The organism is Hymenobacter artigasi (assembly GCF_012275535.1).
Taxonomy (GTDB): domain Bacteria; phylum Bacteroidota; class Bacteroidia; order Cytophagales; family Hymenobacteraceae; genus Hymenobacter; species Hymenobacter artigasi.
The window spans coordinates 19,145-37,846 of the sequence record NZ_JAAVTK010000005.1; the positions used below are offsets into that span (position 1 = coordinate 19,145).

At 59.6% G+C, this 18,702-nt stretch carries 16 protein-coding genes and 1 pseudogene; 8 read left to right on the plus strand and 9 right to left on the minus strand.

All coding sequences use genetic code 11. The annotated features are described in order from the left end of the window. Window positions 1-3: 3 nt before the first annotated feature. A complete protein-coding gene (locus HBN54_RS09885) occupies window positions 4-711 on the minus strand; it encodes an esterase family protein (RefSeq protein WP_168673044.1) in 708 nt (235 codons plus the stop codon). A 164-nt stretch (window positions 712-875) separates the two neighbouring features. On the opposite strand from HBN54_RS09885, the gene HBN54_RS23490 reads away from it, so the two are divergent. Next, window positions 876-2,408, plus strand: coding sequence for an alpha/beta hydrolase-fold protein (locus HBN54_RS23490; RefSeq protein WP_235955472.1), 1,533 nt, complete (start codon window positions 876-878; stop codon window positions 2,406-2,408). A gap of 447 nt (window positions 2,409-2,855) precedes the next feature. On the opposite strand, the gene HBN54_RS09900 is transcribed toward HBN54_RS23490, so the two are convergent. Next, the gene (locus HBN54_RS09900) at window positions 2,856-3,482 is read right to left on the minus strand and encodes an AlbA family DNA-binding domain-containing protein (RefSeq protein ID WP_168673045.1); all 627 of its coding nucleotides are present in this window, start codon (window positions 3,480-3,482) and stop codon (window positions 2,856-2,858) included. A gap of 82 nt (window positions 3,483-3,564) precedes the next feature. Then, on the minus strand, window positions 3,565-3,984 hold the full coding sequence (locus HBN54_RS09905; RefSeq protein WP_168673046.1) for a DUF3127 domain-containing protein: 420 nt from the start codon (window positions 3,982-3,984) through the stop codon (window positions 3,565-3,567). A 143-nt stretch (window positions 3,985-4,127) separates the two neighbouring features. On the opposite strand from HBN54_RS09905, the gene HBN54_RS09910 reads away from it, so the two are divergent. Next, window positions 4,128-5,051 carry an isoaspartyl peptidase/L-asparaginase family protein gene (locus HBN54_RS09910; protein WP_168673047.1) on the plus strand — a complete coding sequence of 308 codons (924 nt, stop codon included), beginning with the start codon at window positions 4,128-4,130 and terminating at the stop codon, window positions 5,049-5,051. Window positions 5,052-5,144: 93 nt separating this feature from the next. Here the strand turns inward: HBN54_RS09910 and HBN54_RS09915 are convergent, their stop codons facing one another. The 3 genes from HBN54_RS09915 to HBN54_RS09925 form a co-directional block, all read right to left on the minus strand. Continuing rightward, entirely contained in the window at window positions 5,145-6,131 is a 987-nt protein-coding gene (locus HBN54_RS09915) for an aldo/keto reductase (protein WP_168673048.1), read from the minus strand. A gap of 155 nt (window positions 6,132-6,286) precedes the next feature. Then, a complete protein-coding gene (locus tag HBN54_RS09920; RefSeq protein ID WP_168673049.1) occupies window positions 6,287-7,207 on the minus strand; it encodes a cyanophycinase in 921 nt (306 codons plus the stop codon). 96 nt (window positions 7,208-7,303) lie between these two features. Then, the gene (locus tag HBN54_RS09925; protein WP_168673050.1) at window positions 7,304-9,142 is read right to left on the minus strand and encodes a M1 family metallopeptidase; all 1,839 of its coding nucleotides are present in this window, start codon (window positions 9,140-9,142) and stop codon (window positions 7,304-7,306) included. A 392-nt stretch (window positions 9,143-9,534) separates the two neighbouring features. Between HBN54_RS09925 and HBN54_RS09930 the strand changes: the two genes are divergently transcribed. The 4 genes and pseudogenes from HBN54_RS09930 (at window position 9,535) to HBN54_RS09940 (ending at window position 13,683) form a co-directional block, all read left to right on the plus strand. Next, the gene (locus HBN54_RS09930; RefSeq protein WP_168673051.1) at window positions 9,535-11,289 is read left to right on the plus strand and encodes a L,D-transpeptidase family protein; all 1,755 of its coding nucleotides are present in this window, start codon (window positions 9,535-9,537) and stop codon (window positions 11,287-11,289) included. A gap of 448 nt (window positions 11,290-11,737) precedes the next feature. Continuing rightward, window positions 11,738-11,833 (plus strand): annotated as a pseudogene (locus HBN54_RS24120) (hypothetical protein); the annotation flags it as partial. Window positions 11,834-12,277: 444 nt separating this feature from the next. Continuing rightward, a complete protein-coding gene (locus tag HBN54_RS23495) occupies window positions 12,278-12,520 on the plus strand; it encodes a hypothetical protein (protein WP_235955473.1) in 243 nt (80 codons plus the stop codon). Window positions 12,521-13,497: 977 nt separating this feature from the next. Further along, a complete protein-coding gene (locus tag HBN54_RS09940; protein WP_168673053.1) occupies window positions 13,498-13,683 on the plus strand; it encodes a hypothetical protein in 186 nt (61 codons plus the stop codon). A gap of 114 nt (window positions 13,684-13,797) precedes the next feature. Here HBN54_RS09940 and HBN54_RS09945 read toward each other — a convergent pair whose 3' ends face one another. After that, a complete protein-coding gene (locus HBN54_RS09945) occupies window positions 13,798-14,286 on the minus strand; it encodes a hypothetical protein (RefSeq protein ID WP_168673054.1) in 489 nt (162 codons plus the stop codon). 239 nt (window positions 14,287-14,525) lie between these two features. Beyond that, complete coding sequence (locus HBN54_RS09950) at window positions 14,526-16,013, minus strand: DEAD/DEAH box helicase (RefSeq protein WP_168673055.1); 1,488 nt, start codon at window positions 16,011-16,013, stop codon at window positions 14,526-14,528. A gap of 516 nt (window positions 16,014-16,529) precedes the next feature. Between HBN54_RS09950 and HBN54_RS09955 the strand changes: the two genes are divergently transcribed. Beyond that, complete coding sequence (locus HBN54_RS09955) at window positions 16,530-17,273, plus strand: HAD family hydrolase (protein ID WP_168673056.1); 744 nt, start codon at window positions 16,530-16,532, stop codon at window positions 17,271-17,273. 77 nt (window positions 17,274-17,350) lie between these two features. After that, on the plus strand, window positions 17,351-17,863 hold the full coding sequence (locus tag HBN54_RS09960; protein ID WP_168673057.1) for an NUDIX domain-containing protein: 513 nt from the start codon (window positions 17,351-17,353) through the stop codon (window positions 17,861-17,863). 60 nt (window positions 17,864-17,923) lie between these two features. Here HBN54_RS09960 and HBN54_RS09965 read toward each other — a convergent pair whose 3' ends face one another. Beyond that, on the minus strand, window positions 17,924-18,634 hold the full coding sequence (locus tag HBN54_RS09965) for a hypothetical protein (protein WP_168673058.1): 711 nt from the start codon (window positions 18,632-18,634) through the stop codon (window positions 17,924-17,926). Window positions 18,635-18,702 lie beyond the last annotated feature (68 nt).

Below are 18,702 nucleotides of genomic sequence, written 5' to 3' on the forward strand. Positions count from 1 at the left end.
GGCTTAGCCGATGGTGGCGAGGTATTGGGGGAACATTTCGCGCCACACGGGCCAATCGTGGGTGCCGAATGGCTTCACGTCCAAGGTATAATGAATGCCTTTTTCGCTGAGCAGGCGGGCCATCTGGAAGTTGGATTCCTTGCAGAAGTCATGCTCGGCAGTGCCCAGAATGATATTCATCCACTGGAAATGCTCGTTGTAGGCCCCGGGCAGGTACTCGGGCGGGTTGTTGTAGTATACGTTGTCGTCGTGATAGCCGTCCATAAACTGGCTGATGTCGAAGGCCGCGCCCATCGTGAATAAGTGGGCCACCTGGTCGGGATGGCGGAAGGCAAAATTGAGCGCGTGGAAGCCGCCGAAGCTGCAGCCTGCCACGGCAATTTTGTCAACGTTGCACTCCTGCTGGAGCATGGGCACGAGCTCCTCGCTCAGGAACTGGTCGTAGAAAACGTGGTTCTGAATCCGGATGCGGGGCTCCAGGTGCTTGGCATACCAGGAGTGCTGGTCGATGCTGTTGACGCAGAACAGCTTAACCCGGCCGGCATCTATCAGCGGGCGTACGGCTTCGATTAGCTTGAAGTCGCGGGCCTCATACTCGCGGCCGCCGGAGGTTGGGAAGATGACTACCGGGTAGCCCCAGGTGCCGAAAACCAGCATATCGATGTCTTGGCCGAGGTGGTGCGAATAAAAGCGGCGATGTTGTTCCTGCACGGGGTGGGGGGAAGGGGGCGGAGAATTAGTTGTGGAGCGGTGCGGCAAACTAGTGAAGAAATCATGGACCGGCTGCATTTATCCGGTTTTAATTTGATTCCGAAGCGCATTTCAGCCGGGCGGCGTTACTTTGTTTGATGCTTGCAGACCCAACCAGCCCCGTCATGTCATCCGTTGGCACCCGCCTTTGCCGGGAAGTGCTGGCGTCCAGCTTTCTGGCACGTGAGGTTGAGCTGAGTATTCTGTTGCCCCCGGCGGGCCTGGCCGCGTCGGCTCGTTACCCGGTGCTGTACCTCAACGATGGGCAGGATTTTGAACGGCTACACCTGCAAGCCACGCTCGACGCGCTGTATGCCCGGGGGGCGGTGCGGCCGTTCATCGTAGTAGGCGTGCACGCCAACGAGCTGCGGGTGCAGGAGTACGGCACGGCCGGCCATCCCGATTTCAACGGCCGGGGCAGTCTGGCTGGCGCGTATGCCCGGTTTGTGCTGGAAGAGCTATTGCCCTTTGCCCAAGCACATTACCAGGCTTCGGCCAACCCGGATGAGGCGGTAATGGCGGGGTTTTCGCTTGGTGGACTGTCGGCGTTCGATTTGGTGTGGCACCATCCGGAGGCGTTTGCGCGGGTCGGGGCATTTTCGGGCTCGTTCTGGTGGCGGCAGCGGGCCGTGGGGGCCGGCTACACGCCCGCCGACCGCATTATGCACGGCCTGGTGCGGGCCGGCAGCCTGCATCCCAACCACCGTTTCTGGCTGCAGGTGGGCACGCTCGACGAGCGCGGCGACCGCAACGAAAACGGCGTTATCGACTCGATTGAGGATTGCCTCGACTTGGTGGAGGAGCTGGTTGCCGGTGGCTTAGATGTGCAAAATGCCCTGCGCTACGTGCAGGTGGAAGGCGGCCACCACCACCCCGATACCTGGGGCCGGGTGATGCCTGATTTCCTGATTTGGGCATTTGGGGCGGCGGAAGGCTCCGTCGCATTGCCCGCCCCACTGCCGATAGTGCGCCTGCAGCTCGACCCGCACCTAGCCCCGGCCATTCTGCTGCCGTCGGCTTTGCCGGTCGCGCCGGTTGCCGCGCCGCTGCTGCTGCCGGATGCTGAAAATGTCGCCGGGCAACCCCATCCGGCTGCGTTGTTTATTGATAATCACCTGATTTTTAATCCCATGTCCCTGACACGTCCTATCGATGGCGACTTTCTGCCGTACGCCGCCGGCTACATTAACCTGGTGCCGGCCGACGCCGACCCGCGCGAAGTGCTGCGCGCCCAACCCGCCGAAATCCGCGCTGTATTTGCGGGCCTGAGCGAAGAGCAGGCCGAAAAAGCCTACGCTCCCGGCAAGTGGAGCCTGAAGGAAATGCTGCTGCATCAGATTGATTCTGAGCGAGTATTCGCCTACCGCGCCATGCGCTTCGGCCGGGGCGATGGCCAGGACCTGCCCGGCTTCGAGCAGGACGACTATGTGGCGCACAGCGGGGCCAATGCCCGCTCCATTGCCAGCCTGCTGGCCGAGTACGATGCTACCCGCGCCGCTACGGTAGCTTTGTTCGATACGTTCACAGAGGAGCAACTCGACCGGCGGGGTACGGCCAACGGCGGCCCCAACACGGTGCGGGCGTTGCTCTACATTGTGCCCGGCCACGAGCGGCACCATCTCAACATCATCCGCGAGCGGTATTTGCCCATTTTGTAGCGGCTTTTCGGTAAAGTTTCTACCTTCGCCCCTTACAACACAGCGGCCCGGCCGTGCGTTGAAACCATCGAAACCTAATCCCTCACCTAAACTTCTTTTCAATAATGGCCAAAGCGCAAGATGCCCGCAAAGAGAAAAAGAAAGAACCAGTAAAAACCACCAAAGAAAAAAAGGCGGAAAAAGACGAGAAGAAAGTAGCCCGCGCCCGCAAGCAGGAATAATTTTAAACCAGAACGGCCTGCTCATCGAGCAGGCCGTTCTGGTTTAAAGCCGCTAGCCTTGGCGGCCACGAAATTCACGCACCCACAAAATCTGAGTGAAACTAGCGCAATATTCAGGTTGGTGTATGGTAGCTGGTAGTAGCGCGAACTACAAAGTTCGCGCTACTACCAGCTACCATACACCAACCTGAAAACCACTGTAAGTTCGGCGTAGCCAATCCGTGGTTCATACAGTGTAATACGGTTCCCTCTCCTTGTCGTGGTGACGGATATAGCCGTGGAGCACCAGCTTTATCAGGGTTTGATAGGCGCGGCGCTTGCCAAAATTCACCAGTCTCATGAACTGGGCCAGGGTGATGCGCGGGTGAGTTTTCAGATAGTCGATAACGGCCAGCTCCTGCTTGTTGAGCGGGATTTGCTCGAAGCGGGATTCGGGCTGCTGGCGTTCCAGCACCTTTTCGGTGAGGCCGCTGGTTTGCACGCTGGCATCGCGCACGCGCACAAAGCCGCGCCAGTCGTTGGGGGCTACCTGGGCGCGGTGGGGTTTTTGAGCACTCTCGGGCACGGTCACGATGAGCACCGTGCGGCCGTCTTCCTCAATTTCCTGGTAGCGAAGCATGGTCAGCGGCGGCTCGACATAGTGCTCCGCCGCTTCACGCAGCACAAATAATTCTTCCTCGGCATCGCGCACGCCCAGAATGCGGCCTGCATCATCGACGCCTACCAGCACCTGCCCGCCCCGTGTGTTGGCCAGCGAAACCAACGTGCGCGAAATGCGGTGCGGATGCGTGGTTTTCTGCTTGAATTCCAATTCCTCGCCCTCGCCCTGCGCTATCAGCTCGTGTATATCCATAGCCTAATCATACGAAGAAACAGACACAAAAAATGCCGCCCCTGACTATCAGGAGCGGCATTTTTCTTCAGCTAACAGCTAACTAGAAGGGCAGGTCGTTGTCGTCGTCGCTGGCGATGGGCGCGGCCGAGGGCTGGGCGCGCAGCGTGGGGTTCTGGTTTTGAGCAGCAGCGGGGCGGGGAGCCGCTTGCTGCTGGCCACCACCACCACCGTAGTTGGCAGCGCCGGCGGGCTCAATTTTCCAGGCCTCCAGGTTGGTGAAGTACAGCATCTGGCCGTTTTTGTTGAAGCCACGGCCGCGCAGGTTGAAGGTCACCTTCACTTCGTCGCCCATTTTGAAAGGGTCGATGAGGCTGGTTTTGTCCTGAACCATCTGAAACTTAATATGCTCGGGATACTGGCCGTCCTGGACTTCCAGCACGAACTCGCGCTTGCGAAACTTTTCGCTTACCTGCTGTTCGTCAAATATTTCGTGCAGCCGGCCGGTTACGTCGTATGCCATAAAAATGGGGTGTTTTTTGATTTGTAGACTTGAACATCAAACCTACGAAAAAAAACGCAAGCGGCCCCTTCACCGTTCCCTCCGGCTACCTTTGCGGACGCTTTTCTCCTGATTTCTTTCGGGCTTTTTTACTCCTTATATATATGTTCGCCCTCGCCATCCACGGCGGTGCCGGTACCATTGCCCGCGCCTCGCTTTCTCCCGCCGATGAACAGCTCTACCGCGCAGCCCTCGAAGCGGCCCTCAGCACCGGCTATGAGCTGCTCCTCGATGGGGCTGCTGCCCTCGATGCCGTAGAAGCCGCCGTGCGCAGCCTCGAAGACTGCCCCCTGTTCAACGCCGGACGCGGGGCCGTATTCACCCACGACGGCCACCACGAAATGGACGCCGCCCTCATGAGCGGCCACAACAAGCTGGCCGGAGCCGTGGCCGGCGTGCGCCAGGTGCAAAACCCCATCCGGGCCGCCCGCCTCGTGATGGAGCACACCGAGCACGTACTGCTAAGCTACCCCGGCGCCGACGAGCTGGCCCGCGAGCACGGCCTGCCACTGCAACCGGTGGAGTATTTCTTCACCCAAAAGCGCTTCGACCAGCTTCAGGATGCCATTGCTTCGGGTAAAATGCAACTCGACCACGCCGCCGACCCAAACTGGAAAAAAGGCACCGTAGGAGCCGTAGCCCGTGACCAGCACGGCCACCTGGCCGCCGCCACCAGCACCGGCGGCATGACCAATAAGCGCTACTCCCGCATCGGCGACACGCCGCTCATCGGGGCCGGTACCTGGGCCGATGCCCGTTGCGCCATCAGCTGCACCGGCAATGGGGAGTATTTTATCCGGGCCGTGGCGGCTTACGATATAGCTTGTTTGATGGAATACAAGGGGTTATCGCTGGAAGAGGCGGCCCGTATCGTGGTGCAGGACAAGCTGGCCCCCGTGGGCGGTGAAGGTGGCCTGATTGCGGTAGACGCGGCCGGGAATATCACCCTGCCTTTCAATTCGGAAGGCATGTACCGCGCCAGCCGCGTGGAGGGCGGTGCGGCACAGGTGGCTATCTATAAGGAGTAGCAGTAGCGCGAACTTTGTAGTTCGCGTCCCCGCGCCGTTTGTGCCATTCCAACGACGCGGGGACGCGAACTACAAAGTTCGCGCTACTGCACTCTACCAACTGTAATGCACCAGCGGCCGAATCCGCTCGTTGTAAATGTCCCGTACGGCCTGCATCTGCTCCAGCGATAGCGCGGGCAACTCAGCGGCTCGCAGGTTTGAGAGTATTTGTTCGGGGTGGGAAGCGCCGGGGATAACGCAACTCACTTCCTCGAACATCAGAATCCAGCGCAGGGCCTGGGCGGCGAGGGGCGTTTGAGGGCCGAAAACACGTTTCAATTCCTCCACGGCAGCCAGGCCGGTTTCGTAATCCACGCCGGAGAAGGTTTCGCCTTTGTCGAAGGCTTCGCCGTGGCGGTTGAAATTGCGGTGGTCGTCGGCCGCGAAATGGGTTTGCGGGGAAAACTTACCGGTGAGCAGGCCGCTGGCCAGGGGCACCCGCACAATCAGACCAATGTTGCGCCGAGCGGCTTCTTTGAACAGCAATTCGGGGGGGCGCTGGCGGAACATGTTGAAAATCAGCTGCACCGTGGCCACGTTGGGGAATTCGATGGCTTTCAGGCCTTCCTCCACTTTCTCAATGCTCACGCCGAGGTGTCGGATTTTGCCTTCCTCACGCATGCGGTCAAACTCCCCAAAAATTTCGGGGCGGTAGTACACCTCGGTGGGCGGGCAATGTAATTGGATTAAGTCGATGGTTTCCAGCTGCATGTTGCGCAGGCTGTCTTCCACAAACTGGCGGAGCGCGGCGGGCTGGTAGGCCTCGGCCGTGTGGGGCTGCAGGCGCCGGCCGCACTTTGTGGCCACAAAAATGCGCTCGGAGCGGGAGCGGACCAGCCGGCCCACGGCTTTTTCGCTTTCGCCTTCGCCGTACACATCGGCCGTGTCGATGAAGTTGATGCCGGCATCGACGGCGGCATTCAGGATGTTATCGGCATTGGCGTGGCTGAACGGGTCGCCCCACTTGCCGCCCACTTGCCAGGTGCCCAGGCTGATTTCAGAAACGGAAAATTCGGTTTTACCAAGCTTGCGGTAGTTCATATGCGGTTGGTGTTGGGTTGAGAGGAAGCATTGTATTCGGCTCCGCGAAGTGATAATAGCTAAACCTGCGTACGGCAAAAGTGCTGCAACGGGAACAAAAAAGCCCGCTCATTTACATAATGAGCGGGCTTCCTTTTGTAAAATACCGTCAGGTTTTATTTGCCGGGCGAAACATCAATGACCACGCTTGGGGTTATGACAGGGGCCAATACGTCTTTGCTGGGATAGAATTTCCGCTCCCGCATGTCATACACGTTGCCCTTGGCCAGGATGTGCATGGTCACATTTTCGATGGAAAGCACCGTGCCTTTTTTGGCGGCGGCAGCGTTGTTGTGCTGGATATTGTGACCGTCGAGGATGATAACCAGGTTAGAGCCAATGGTTTCGACCAGATTGCCTTGGGTGATGAGCACGCCGGTATCCTCGCCCAGCCCAATGCCGATGAGCTTGGGGTGCAGCGCCACCGCCTCGATGAGCCGGCCGAAACGGCCGCGCTTCACAAAGTGCGAGTCGATGATGGCGGCGGGCAGCAGGCTCAGGCCAACGCCCATTTTCACGGCCCCTTTCAGCAGGGCATCGGGCACCGAGCCGCCCCGAATCATGGAATGCGACATGGCTACGGCCCCCGCGCTGGTGCCGGCAATCACGAAATTCGGCTCGGCGTAGTAGCGCTGCGTCATGCGGTCGAGAAAGTCGCTTTCGCCGAACATTTCCCGCAGGCGTGACTGGTTGCCGCCCGAAAACATGACCACATCGGCGGCCATCAGGCGCTCCAGAAACTCGGGCTGGCGGGCATCTTCGGGTGTGCGAATGTCCATGATGCCCACGTTCAGGCAGTTGAGCATGGCGAAGGAGCCGATATAAATCGGGCCTACTTCCTCCGGAATCATGGAGGCGGTGGTGATGACTTCGATGCGCGGGTCGGTTTTGCCGCTTTCGAGCACAATGCGCTTCAGGATGCCCAACTCGAAAAAGTTGAGGTAATACTTGCGGCGGGTTCGGGGGTTGGGGTACGTGCCCTTGTCCTCGTTGCCGCCCACGGCGATGAGTTTGCCTAGCGGGATGATGGTTTTCAACGGATGGGGGATATTACGGAGTGATGCAAAAACGAAAAAGCCTGGCGGCAGCCGGGCCGGGGCTGAACCCGGGGCAAAGTTCGGGCCGGATGGGAATTAATCACGCGCGGGCCGGGCGGCGAGTAAGGAATCAAGCGTGCCGGTAGTTACGGAATGGTAGTTCGGCCGTGCTTCGGCGTAGATGGCGCGGGCCCGCGCCAAGCCGTCGGGCGTAGCCAGCAGGGCCTGGTAGAGCGGCACCACAAATTTGCGACGGCCCACGTGAAGTAGAAATTTTTTCACGGCTCCATCGGCCGCCGCGTAGCCGTCCCGGATGGTGTGCGGAAACCAGGCGGCCAGAATTTCGGCATTGCCGGAAGTGGTGAAGTGGAAAGCTTCGTCCAGATGCGCTAATATCTCCGCCGTTAGAGTCGGGGAGAGGCCGTGCAGAAAATGGACCCACTCGTGGCTGCTCCACTCGGTAGTAGCTGGGCGGAGGTCGGCCGGGTCGGTGCCTAAATCCAGGCGGCCCAGTGTCTGGTCCACGGCCGCAAACCGGTCTGATGTTTTGTTCGGCGCGTTGGGTGGGAGGCCGGGACCATCGACCCAGGCCGCCAAGTTCAGGCGGGCTTCGAGGCCGGGCTCCTTATCGAGCAGCTCGGCGCGGAGGTAGTGCAGGAAGGTGGCCGTGTCCATGGCCTGAAAACTGAAGTGGGCGAAGTACTCCTTGATAAAGGCATCGAGCCGGGGCCGGCCGATGAGTGCCTCCAACGTCAGGAGCAGGGCGCAGCCTTTCTCGTAGGCAATCTCAGTGAGGCCTTCGTCGGGGTCGCGGCCGGCCAGGTCCAGGTGCAAATGGGTGTCGGGGCTGGCCGCACCAATTTCTTCAATCGTATGATGCAGCGCGGTGCGGCCCAGCACCTGGAGCATGTCGGCATATTCGCGCCCATACAAATGTTCCATGATGCGGCGCTCGAAATACACCGTAAACCCTTCATTCAGCCAGAAATCATTCCAAGTTCCATTTGTAACCAGGTTGCCCGACCAGGAGTGGGCCAGCTCGTGCGCCACCAGGCTGGTCAGGCTGCGGTCGCCGGCCAGAATAGTTGGTGTTACAAATGTTAACCGAGGGTTTTCCATGCCGCCGAAGGGGAAGGAGGGAGGCAGCACCAGCAAGTCGTAGCGCTCCCAGCGGTAGGGGCCGTACAGTTGCTCGGCGGCGGCCACCATGTTTTCCAGGTCGGCAAATTCGTGGGTTGCCGCCGGCAGCGTGGCCGGCTCGGCGTAGATGCCCGTGCGGTTGCTGAGTGGGGCAAAAGCCAGGTCGCCCACGGCCAGCGCCATGAGGTAGGCCGGAATGGGCTGGGCCATGCGGAAGTGGTACTCGCCGCTCGGGTCCAGCGCCTGTGGGTTCTTGGCGCTCATCAGGGCCAGCAGATGCGCGGGCACGCGCACCGTGGCCTCGTAGGTGAAGCGGATGCCCGGCGAGTCCTGGCACGGCAGCCAGGTGCGCGCCAGAATGGCCTGCGACTGCGTGAAGAGGAACGGCTCGGTGCCGGCCGTTTGCTCCGGGGCCAGCCACTGCAAGGCTGCCGCGTGCGGGGCCGTGCGGTAGCGAATGTGCACAGCCGTGGCGGTGGGCGGCAGCGCCACGCGCAGGGCCTGGCCCAGTATAGCATCGGGCGGGCCCAGCGTGAATGTGGTGGGCGTGGCCCGGCCGGTGGCATCGAGGGTTTCCACGGCTTCGATGGTCAGGTCGCGGGTGTCGAGCACCAGCTCGGTTGCCGCCCCGGGATTGGCGAGGTGCCAGGTGACGGTGCCAGCTAGCGTATGCTGGTCGAAGTCGACGGCCAGGGCCAGGGCGAGGTGACGCACCCGCACCGGGCTGCCGCCGGCGTAGCTGTGCGGGTCGGCGGGCAGGGTGGCGGCGGTGGGGTCGAAAACAGAAGGAGTCATATAGGGAAGCGAAGAGGTTACCGAAAATGCGTAGGTGGGCCCAGCGGGTTGCGCCGCGCCGGCCCGTATTAAAGTGCCGGCCCGAAGTAACAGCCAGCCCGGCGGTTTGGCCCCGGCTTAGGGAATGGTGTGTGCCCGCCAGCGAGCGCCGGAAGCCGACAATACCCAGTCAAATACGGCTGTTTGAGCCGGGCCGATAATGGGAACGATATTTTTTGCGTTGGATTTGGCACGATTCCGGCCCTGTAGCAACACGCTGTGGCCCGCAATGGCGTACTTTGCAACCGGACTGCCTGCGGGCGGCCCGGTGCAACCCCGCCAGCAGCTTGGCAGTACAACGCACAGTCCCCGGTTTCGGCCGGGGCTATTTTCCGCCCGCTTTATTCCCTTCAATGAATTTTATTCTCCGAACTACTTCCCTGCTGTGGCTGCTCCTGTTGGCAGCCCTCGGCAGCACTACCCTTGCTTCCTGCGGCTCCGATTCGCAGACCCAGACCGCCGGCCAAACGGCGACCGACTCGTCGGAGGTTACCACCGTGGCCGGCCCCCAGCCGCTGCTCGACAGCGTGGCCTTCATCAAGGCCTTCCAGGCCGAGCCCAAATTCAAGGCGCAGCTGCTTCCGGCGCGCCGCTTTTACCGGGAGCGGGGCTTCAAGCTAGGCTGGTTTAAGGACCACAAACCCGTTGAGCGGGTGAAGACCTTGCAGGACATCATTGCTAAAGCTGGTAATGAGGGTCTTAATCCTAAAGACTACCAAGTTAAGGACATATCCCAGATGCTGGCTGAACTGGAAAAGGTCCAGGGGGACTCCGTGCGCCGCAATGCGCTGGAGCGTCAGGCAGATATTGCCCTGACCGGCACGTACATGAAATGGGCCAACGACTACTATCGGGGCATCGCCAATCCACACGATAAGAAGGATATTTCGTGGATGGTGAAACCCAATAAAATCAAGCTCAACAAGGCGCTGCTCACCTTCCTGGGCGAGCGCAAAAGCCGCTACAACTACTACGAGTTTGCCCCCCTGCACCCCGAGTACGACCAGCTGAAACAGGCCCTTGCCACTTACCGCGCCCAGGAGCGGGCCGGCGGCTGGCCCACCCTGCCCGGCACCCTCAACCTGAAGCCCGGAGCCGCCTCGCCGGCGGTAGCTGCCCTGCGCAAGCGCCTGCTCGATAGCGCTGGCGGTTCCGCCGCCAGCACGCCAGCGCCCGCTGCTGCCAAGCCCGGAACCCCGGCTGCCGCGGCTCCTACTGCCCAAGTTTACGACCCCGAACTGGTGCAGGCCGTTAAATTATTTCAGCAGGATGCCGGCCTGAAGCCAACCGGCATTGTCAGCGGTGAGACGCTGAAGCAGCTCAACGTGCCCATTGGCTCACGCATCGACCAACTCATTTTGAACATGGAGCGCTGGCGCTGGCTGCCCAAAAAGTTCGAGCCGGACTACCTGCTCGTGAACATTCCGGAGTACACGCTGCACGTAATCGAAGCCGACAAGGAGGTCTTCAACATGCGTGTTATTGTGGGGAAGGTGCTGCACGAAACGCCGGTGTTCAGCGACAAAATGGAATACGTGGTGCTGGCTCCTTACTGGAACGTGCCGTTTAGCATCATCGCAAATGAGCTGCGCAGCAAGTTGGTGGCCAACCCCAACTACCTCGACCGCCTCGATATGGAGGTGGTGAAGGGCTACGGCCGCAAGGCCACCGCCGTCGACCCGGCCTCCGTGGACTGGGCCAACGTAACGCAGTCGACATTCAAATACACGTTGCGCCGCCGTCCTGGTCCCAAGAATGACCTGGGTGATGTGAAGTTTATCTTCCCCAACTCGAACGATATTTACCTGCACGACACGCCCCACGACGAGCTGTTCTCGCAGAGCAACCGCAGCTTCAGCCACGGCTGCGTGCGGGTTTCCGAGCCCATTAAACTGGCCACCTACCTGCTTCGCAACCGGCCCGAATGGGACCAGGCCACCATCCTGGATACCATTGCCACGCACCGCGAAAAGTATATTACGCTGAAGAAAAAGCTGCCCGTTTACCTGGTCTATTTCACGGCCTGGGCTGATGCCGCCGGCCACCCACACTTCCGCGACGACATCTACGGGCTGGACAAAAAGCTCGCCCGCGAGTACTTCGACTAGACCCAATCTTATCCGTGCCCCTGCTCCCGGGCAGCGGCAAAGACTACTGAAAAGGCCCGACAACCGAAAGGTTGCCGGGCCTTTTTTCGTGCCTGTATTCGGGTAGGCCATACGGAGGTCAGGGCTTGATTCGGGCTGAAAACGATGCGCTACCGCTTGGTATTGGTACCGGCTGAACTCTGGCAAAAGAGAAGATTTGCTGAGTAACGAGACCCGGACGGGAAGCAAAATTACGCGTGTCTGGCCGCGCCAAAAACAGGGAAAAGGAGTGCTTTCGGGCTGATTACATTTGTTTAAAAATGTAGTAAGGGAGCATACGATTTATATTGTTAACAGATGTAAACGAGTAAGGGGTGACTTCTGCGGTACAATTGTAATCAGTACGGTATAACTAATAATCTCCGCCCTCTTGATTCTAAGCGCTACATTTGTAACCAAATTACCAACTATGGTTGAGCGCATCAGAGAAATAATAGAAAGCCGACAGCTCACGCCCACGCAGTTTGCAGACGTTATTGGCGTGGCCCGGCCTATTGTCAGCCACATTCTCTCGGGCCGCAACAAGCCTAGTCTGGAAGTCGTCCAACGCATTCTGGCCGCTATGCCCGATTTGGCTATGCCATGGTTGCTGAACGGTGCCGGACCCATGCTGGCCCCAGCGGCCGCCATGCCTGCGATGCCGCCAGAGGCCGCCAGTGTGGCGGCTGCCCCACCTACCCCCAGCCCAGCGTCCGTAGTGGACGATGAGCGCGCGCAAGCCCCTGTATCGGCTACTGTTGAGGTGCCCCAAGCTTCTGTATCAAGTGCTAAAATGCCTGATAATGAGGAGTTGAATGCTGCCGCTTCTCCAGTTGCCCCGCTACGTGCCAGTATACCGGTTCCGGCCCGTAGCCGGGTTGCACCTAAGCGTTTTATCGCTAATGCAGCCCCCTTGGATGCATCGCCAACGGCTTCGGATGCCAGTCAGTCCCCAACTCCGCCCCCTACTTTGGAAGCAGATTTGCCGCCGCCGATGATGCCGATGCAGGAGGCTATCACTGGCCCTTCCGCCTCCCCGCCCACGCATGTGGTAGAGGTACCGGCTACGGCTGCTCCACTCCAGTCGCTGCCGGCCCCTGGTACGCCGGGCGATGCTCTGGCTTCGGCGCTGTTTGCGGGCGGCGACAAGCCCATCCGCCGGATTGTGATTTTCTACCGCGACGGCTCCTTTGCCGATTATCAACCCGAGTAATTTGCGGGTTGAGCGGCCGGGATATTTGCTGCTACGCCACTGTGCTGGCAGGTGGCTGTTGCCCGAATATGAACTGGTATGAAGCGGCAATCTGCCAGGCTCAGTCTGGCGTATATCATAGGGAATGTATGCTGGTATAGCCGCTTTATGCATGCTGCGTAACGGTACAGATTCCGGGATTTAGCTTATGCTTCCCAACCTGGCGCTACTACCAAAGCTCCGGCTGCATCCTGATTTCAGGCTTCCCTCTATAGAGCTGTAATACTGCTGCCTGTATAAAAAATATTCAACTTGTCAGGTCTTTTGGCGAGGCTTTTAGCAGCTTCCCGTGGCATCGTTCCACTGTTGTGATGTCTCATTAATATAACGATATTTTATTGCACCAAATACTAATTTTTGTGGGCTCACTTAGTCTTATCTATATGGAAGTTATTTAAACTCATAAAATGCTTTTTTTCAATAATTTGCGTCAAGCTAACGAAAGTGTTAGTTTGGCTTGTTGTATGAGGTTGCCACGGCTTTGGCTTGTAGTTGATACGCTTGATAATCCCAGTGATTTGAGTAGTAAAATATTGGGTGTTACACTAGTATTAGCCGGCTGCTGCTAACAAATTTGACATGTCAGGCAGCATAAGCAACGTTGTTAAGTGCTATGGGTATTTTTGTGACAGCACAAGAGCTACTAACATAATGAGCCCGGTTTTGAGACCATTGGCTTGTCATCTCAGGCCAACACGTCAGTCGATTCATGGTCATTTAAAGGCTTGGGGCCAGGCCCGATGCAACGGGGGAATCTCGCTAGGCATCAGAGCTAAAAAATGCTTGTATTGTCAATTGTAAATGACCGTAAATAAGCGTGTGCGACTTTGCAGGCGTGACCTTTTTGCGGCGCGATGATGGCTTCGGCGCTGCGATGGTTGCGCGCTTGCTTGTGTGGTCGGGTTGTTCGTTTGGCGGCCGTGGGCTACCTTCGTGGCATGAAACTGACCCGCACGAATCTTTGGTTGGCCGCCGCCGCGGCAATGCTCCTGACGGCCTCTTGCGCCCAGGCCCCCGACGCCGCTGAGGCTGAGAAAGACCCTTCGGCTGATGCCGCCTACAAGCGTGCCCACCGCGCCGAGGGCTACCGCGAAGCCCAACGCTCCAACGTGACCCGCAACTAAGGCCAGCGGCTGGCTTAGCAGCCGCGCCCGATAAAACACAGAAAAAGCCCCCGCCAGATTTTTGGCGGGGGCTTTTTCTGTGTCGTGAGTTTTGGCTACTTGGGGCCGGCCGGCTTAGTAAGCGGCAACCAGGACCGGTGTGGGTACCGGGGCGGCGTCGAAGTTCGGCAGGGTGATGCCGGCCAGCAGGTCGCGCTCCAGCAGGTCGGCCCAGGTGCGCAGATAGAGCACTACGTCGTCGCGCTGGTTGTGGCGCAGGGTGTCGCGGCGCTCGAAGGGAATGGCGGCCCGGATGGTGGCATCCGAGATGCGTTCGAGGTGCGTGAGGTCGGAGCGGGTGAAGCCGAGGGCCAGCATCTCGTCAATGGTCTGGTCGATGGGCAGGCCGCTGGTGGGGCAGTAGTCGATAATCTGACGCTCCCAGTCGCCGTAGCGCTGCATGGCGCGGGCGTGGATTTCGGCTTTGGTGAGCTGGGTAATGGTTTGGGCGAGGTGGCCGCAGTTGCAGCTGCCCATGTGGCCCCACTGGTAGGGGGCCTGGGTAGCGAGGCGCTGGGCCGTGTCGCGCAGGGCCTGAATGACGGGAAGCGTAGGCTGAGCCATAAGGAAGCAGAAAAGTTAGTTGCGAAGCAGCAAGTAATCAGCCCTAAAAAGCAGCAGGCCCCGGAAAAAGTTTTCCGGGGCCTGCTGCTTTTTGATAAATCGACTCTTAATAAAAGAACGACATGCTGAGCCTGCCGAAGCATCTCGCGTGTAGCCACTAATCCTTTTCTCACGATTGGATTACTACCACACGCGAGATGCTTCGGCAGGCTCAGCATGACGTTCTTTTAACGCCTTGCTTAGAACGAGCCGCGACGGGTGCCGCCGGCATCGCCGCGACGACGGCCGCCCTGGTCACCGCCTTCGCGGCTACCGCCCACGTTTACGCGGGCCCCGCCGCTGCCGAAACGACGCGCGGTATCGGACTGGCCACCGCCGGCTGGCGCGGCTGGACGGCTACGCTCGCCGCTGGGCCGGCCACCGCCGCTGCGCTCGCCGCTGGGACGCCCGCCACCCTGGCCACCGCCCGAACGACCGCCGCCACCCTGGCCACCCTCGCGGGGACCACGGGCCGGACGACCAGCCGGGCCCTTGGGCCGGATGATGCGCTCGTTGCCGTGCAGCATCACGGGCTTTATGCGGCCCGATATGAACGGATGCTCGGCCTCCACGTCAATCTGGCGGCTGATAAGCTTCTGAATGTCTTGCAGGTAAGCGCGCTCCTCTTCTTCAACGAACGAAAAAGCGGTGCCGAACGCCCCGGCCCGGCCGGTGCGGCCAATGCGGTGCACGTAGGTTTCGGGCTCGTTGGGGATTTCGTAGTTGATAACGTGCGTCAGCTCGTCCACGTCGATGCCGCGGGCGGCGATGTCGGTAGCCACCAGCACGCGGGTGCTGCCGGCTTTGAAGTTCGACAGGGCGCGCTGGCGGTGGTTCTGGCTTTTGTTGCCGTGGATGGCTTCGGCCTGAATCTGGTTGGCAGCGAGGGCTTTCACGACCTTATCGGCGCCGTGCTTGGTGCGGGTGAATACGAGCACGCGCTTGATGCCTTTGTCCTCCAGAATGTGGCGGAGCAGGGCGGGCTTGTCGTTGTTCTCTACCAGGTACACCGATTGGGTCACGGTGTCGGCGGTGCTGCTGACGGGCGTTACGGCTACACGCACCGGGTTGGGGCGCAGGATGGTGCTGGCCAGCTCCTGAATCTGACCGGGCATGGTGGCCGAGAAGAACAGGGTCTGGCGCTTGGTGGGCAGCTTGGGCAGGATGCGCTTGATGTCGTTGATAAAGCCCATGTCGAGCATGCGGTCGGCTTCATCAAGCACAAACACCTCTACCTGGCGCAGGTCCACGAAGCCCTGGTTCATGAGGTCGAGCAGGCGGCCGGGGGTGGCGATGAGCACCTCCACGCCGCGCTTGAGCTGCGCAACCTGCGAGCCCTGGCTCACGCCACCGAAAATAACGGTGTGGCGAATCTGGCTCAGGTGGCGGCCGTAGGCGCCGAAGCTTTCGTTAATCTGGATGGCCAACTCGCGCGTCGGCGTGAGCACGAGGCAGCGGATGGCACCCCGCGCCTGGCTGGCCACCTGGGCCGTGCGGTGCAGCACCTGCAGGATGGGCACGGTGAAGGCCGCCGTTTTGCCGGTGCCGGTCTGGGCCACGCCGAGCAGGTCTTTGCCTTCGAGCACGTGGGGAATGGCCTGCTCCTGGATAGGAGTAGGGGTGGTGTAGCCTTCTTCTTTGAGGGCTTTGAGGATGGGGTCAATTAAATTTAACTCGTCAAACGTCATGTTGAGGGGATATGTAAATTTCGGGACAAGGCAGCCGTTATTCAGGCCGTCATGCTGAGCTAGCGCCGCATGACGTTCTTACTAATTCGTCTTTGACCCTGAGAAGTTGTTGGTGGACAGCTGTCCACAAAATGAGTGGTTGAGCCTGCGCCGTAGCACAGGCGGGCATGGCCACGCCGGACGAGGCCAGGCGTGGGCGGGGTTGGCGGCTCGTCGGAGGCCGTCAGATTCCCTGTCTAGAAGAGAAGTTGGGGTGAGGTGCGCTTACTTGCGGAGGCAGCCGTGGCGCGGGGCTTTGCCCGACGCGGCCGGGCAGCGGGCTGCTCCGACGGCGGCCCTGATGGGCACAAAGGTACAACACAGATGCCCGAATGCCCGTCTGAGCCATTGTTGGCCCGGCGGCTGAGCCCAAGAAGTGCCTGCCGACTCCTCCGGGCAACGCGCCGGGCAGCCGATTTTCATCGCTCCACAGCCCGTCCCTTAACTTCTGGCCGGCCAATACCCATACCCGCATTCATGTTTCTGCACTCCGAAAAACCCGCGCTACCTACCCACCTGACCACCGTTCTCTTCGATTTAGACGACACCTTATTCGACCATATTGCCACGGCGCGGGCGTCGCTGCGGGCCAGTGCCGGCCCCTTGGCCTTCTTTCAAGCCATTGATTTCGAAGAATTCTACCAGCTCTATAGTGAGCTGCTGGAAGAATACCACGCCCTGCTGATGGCCGGCCGCTACTCCTACGAGGAAGCGCGGCGGCTGCGGTTTGAGCGGCTGCTGGCCCCGTATTGGCCCACCGCCACGGCCGCCGAAATCGACCATTTTGTGCAGGCCAACCAGCTGCATTATCCCCGGCTGCGTCAGCCCATTGCCGGCGCGCTGGCCCTGCTGCAGGCCCTGAAACCGCACTACCGCATTGGGATAATAACCAACAACCGCACGGTGGAACAGGAAGAAAAGCTCCATTTTCTGGGCATGACGGGCCTGGTGGATGCCCTCATCACCTCCGAAGACGTGGGCGTGCCCAAGCCCAACCCCCGCATTTTTGAGGTGGCCTTGCAGCGTCTGAGCACCCGGCCCGCCGAAACCGTGCTGGTGGGCGACAACTGGCAGGCCGATGTGCTGGGTGCGCTGGCCGTGGGCATCCGGCCGGTGTGGCTAAACCGGTTGGGAACTGGCCGGCCCCTGCCCCACGTAGCCGAAATCACCAGCTTCGAGCCCCTGGCCGATGCCCTGCGCATTATTGTTGCCCCTAGTTAGGGAGTGCCAGGGCTGATTTCCTGTTCCGCTGCCCGTTCTTTGGGCGCACCAATATTCACCTTTCCCCTTCCGCCATCATGCAGATTATCGAGCGTACCCGCGTTTTCAACGGCCACTACAAAGTCAACCAGCTAATTGTGCAGGACGGCGACGCGCAGCTCAAGCGCGAGCAGTTTGCGCCCGGCAAGGCCGTGGCCGCGCTGGTCTACGACACGGCCCAGCAGGTGTACGTGCTCACCCGCCAGTTCCGCATCGGCCCGGAAGCCGAGATTCTGGAAATTGCGGCCGGCATGATTGACCAGGGAGAAGCCCCCGAAACGGCTGTGCGCCGCGAGATTCACGAGGAACTGGGCTACGAGGTGGACAAGCTGGAAGAGATAGTGTGCATCTGGCCCTCGCCGGGCACCAGTTCCGAAGAAATCACGGTGTACTATGCCGAGGTGAGCCGCAAAACCGGCGCGGGCGGCGGGCTGGCCGAGGAAAACGAGCACATCGAAATGGTGGAGCTGCGCTGGGAGGTGCTGGTAGCGGAGCCGTTAAGGGATGCGAAGACAGTGATTGCCGTGCAGTGGGTGCAGGTGCGGCGGTAAACTTCAATTGGATTTCTCTTTTGACTGGACTACTTTAACCGTTAGAGTAAAACTCATAAATCAGTCAGCAAATGCCACGGAGCCGGTCTTAAGTGGAAAAACTGCATTTGTGAGGCCTGCTTCTTTTACCGCATTTTGCAGACGCTCTGACATAAAAATGGGACCAATACGGCACTTGAAATAATCTAGACTGCGGTCGAACTGCTCACTCATAACCAACGATTCGATATTGGGGATTTTATGCTTTGTATTACAAAAGGCTTCGAAGGTTTGCAAGCTGGGCAGCTTAATGTACTCCCACCGCGGTGAAGCAGGTAAGGAAAGATTGAGCCGGAAGCGCGAACGGGCAAAGTCGATGGCCTCGTAGCCTAGGTAGGGGCAATAAAAGAGAGAATAGTCGTTGCTGACCAGCAGGCCTGCCTTGTCGTAGATAATTACATCGAACCAGTAGCTGGGCCCAAGTTCATGGAGTTCGAATACCTCACGGGCTCGCCTGCTGAGCATAAATGGACACCCCATGTAGTACAAGTCAGATTCCAGGAAATCGGTGAGCTTTGCCCGGGAGCGGAGTTCGGCGTACTCGACGCGGAAAGGTCGGGGAGGAATGTGGTTGTCGTGCTGCCAGTAGGTGCGAAAGTCGAAAAAACGCTCCATTTCCGCTTGAGTTGTCTGGTCGGTGAAGCGGTCAAACTTGACGTTTACCTGCGCCATGCCATCACGCACACCAATAACTTTGGGCTCAGAATCTGTTGTAAAGCTGCAGTAGAGCATTTGCGTTTAAATTGGGTGCTTAGATTCAGACTTACATGCATCCCTTGAAAGTAGGCCAGTCGAAAGCA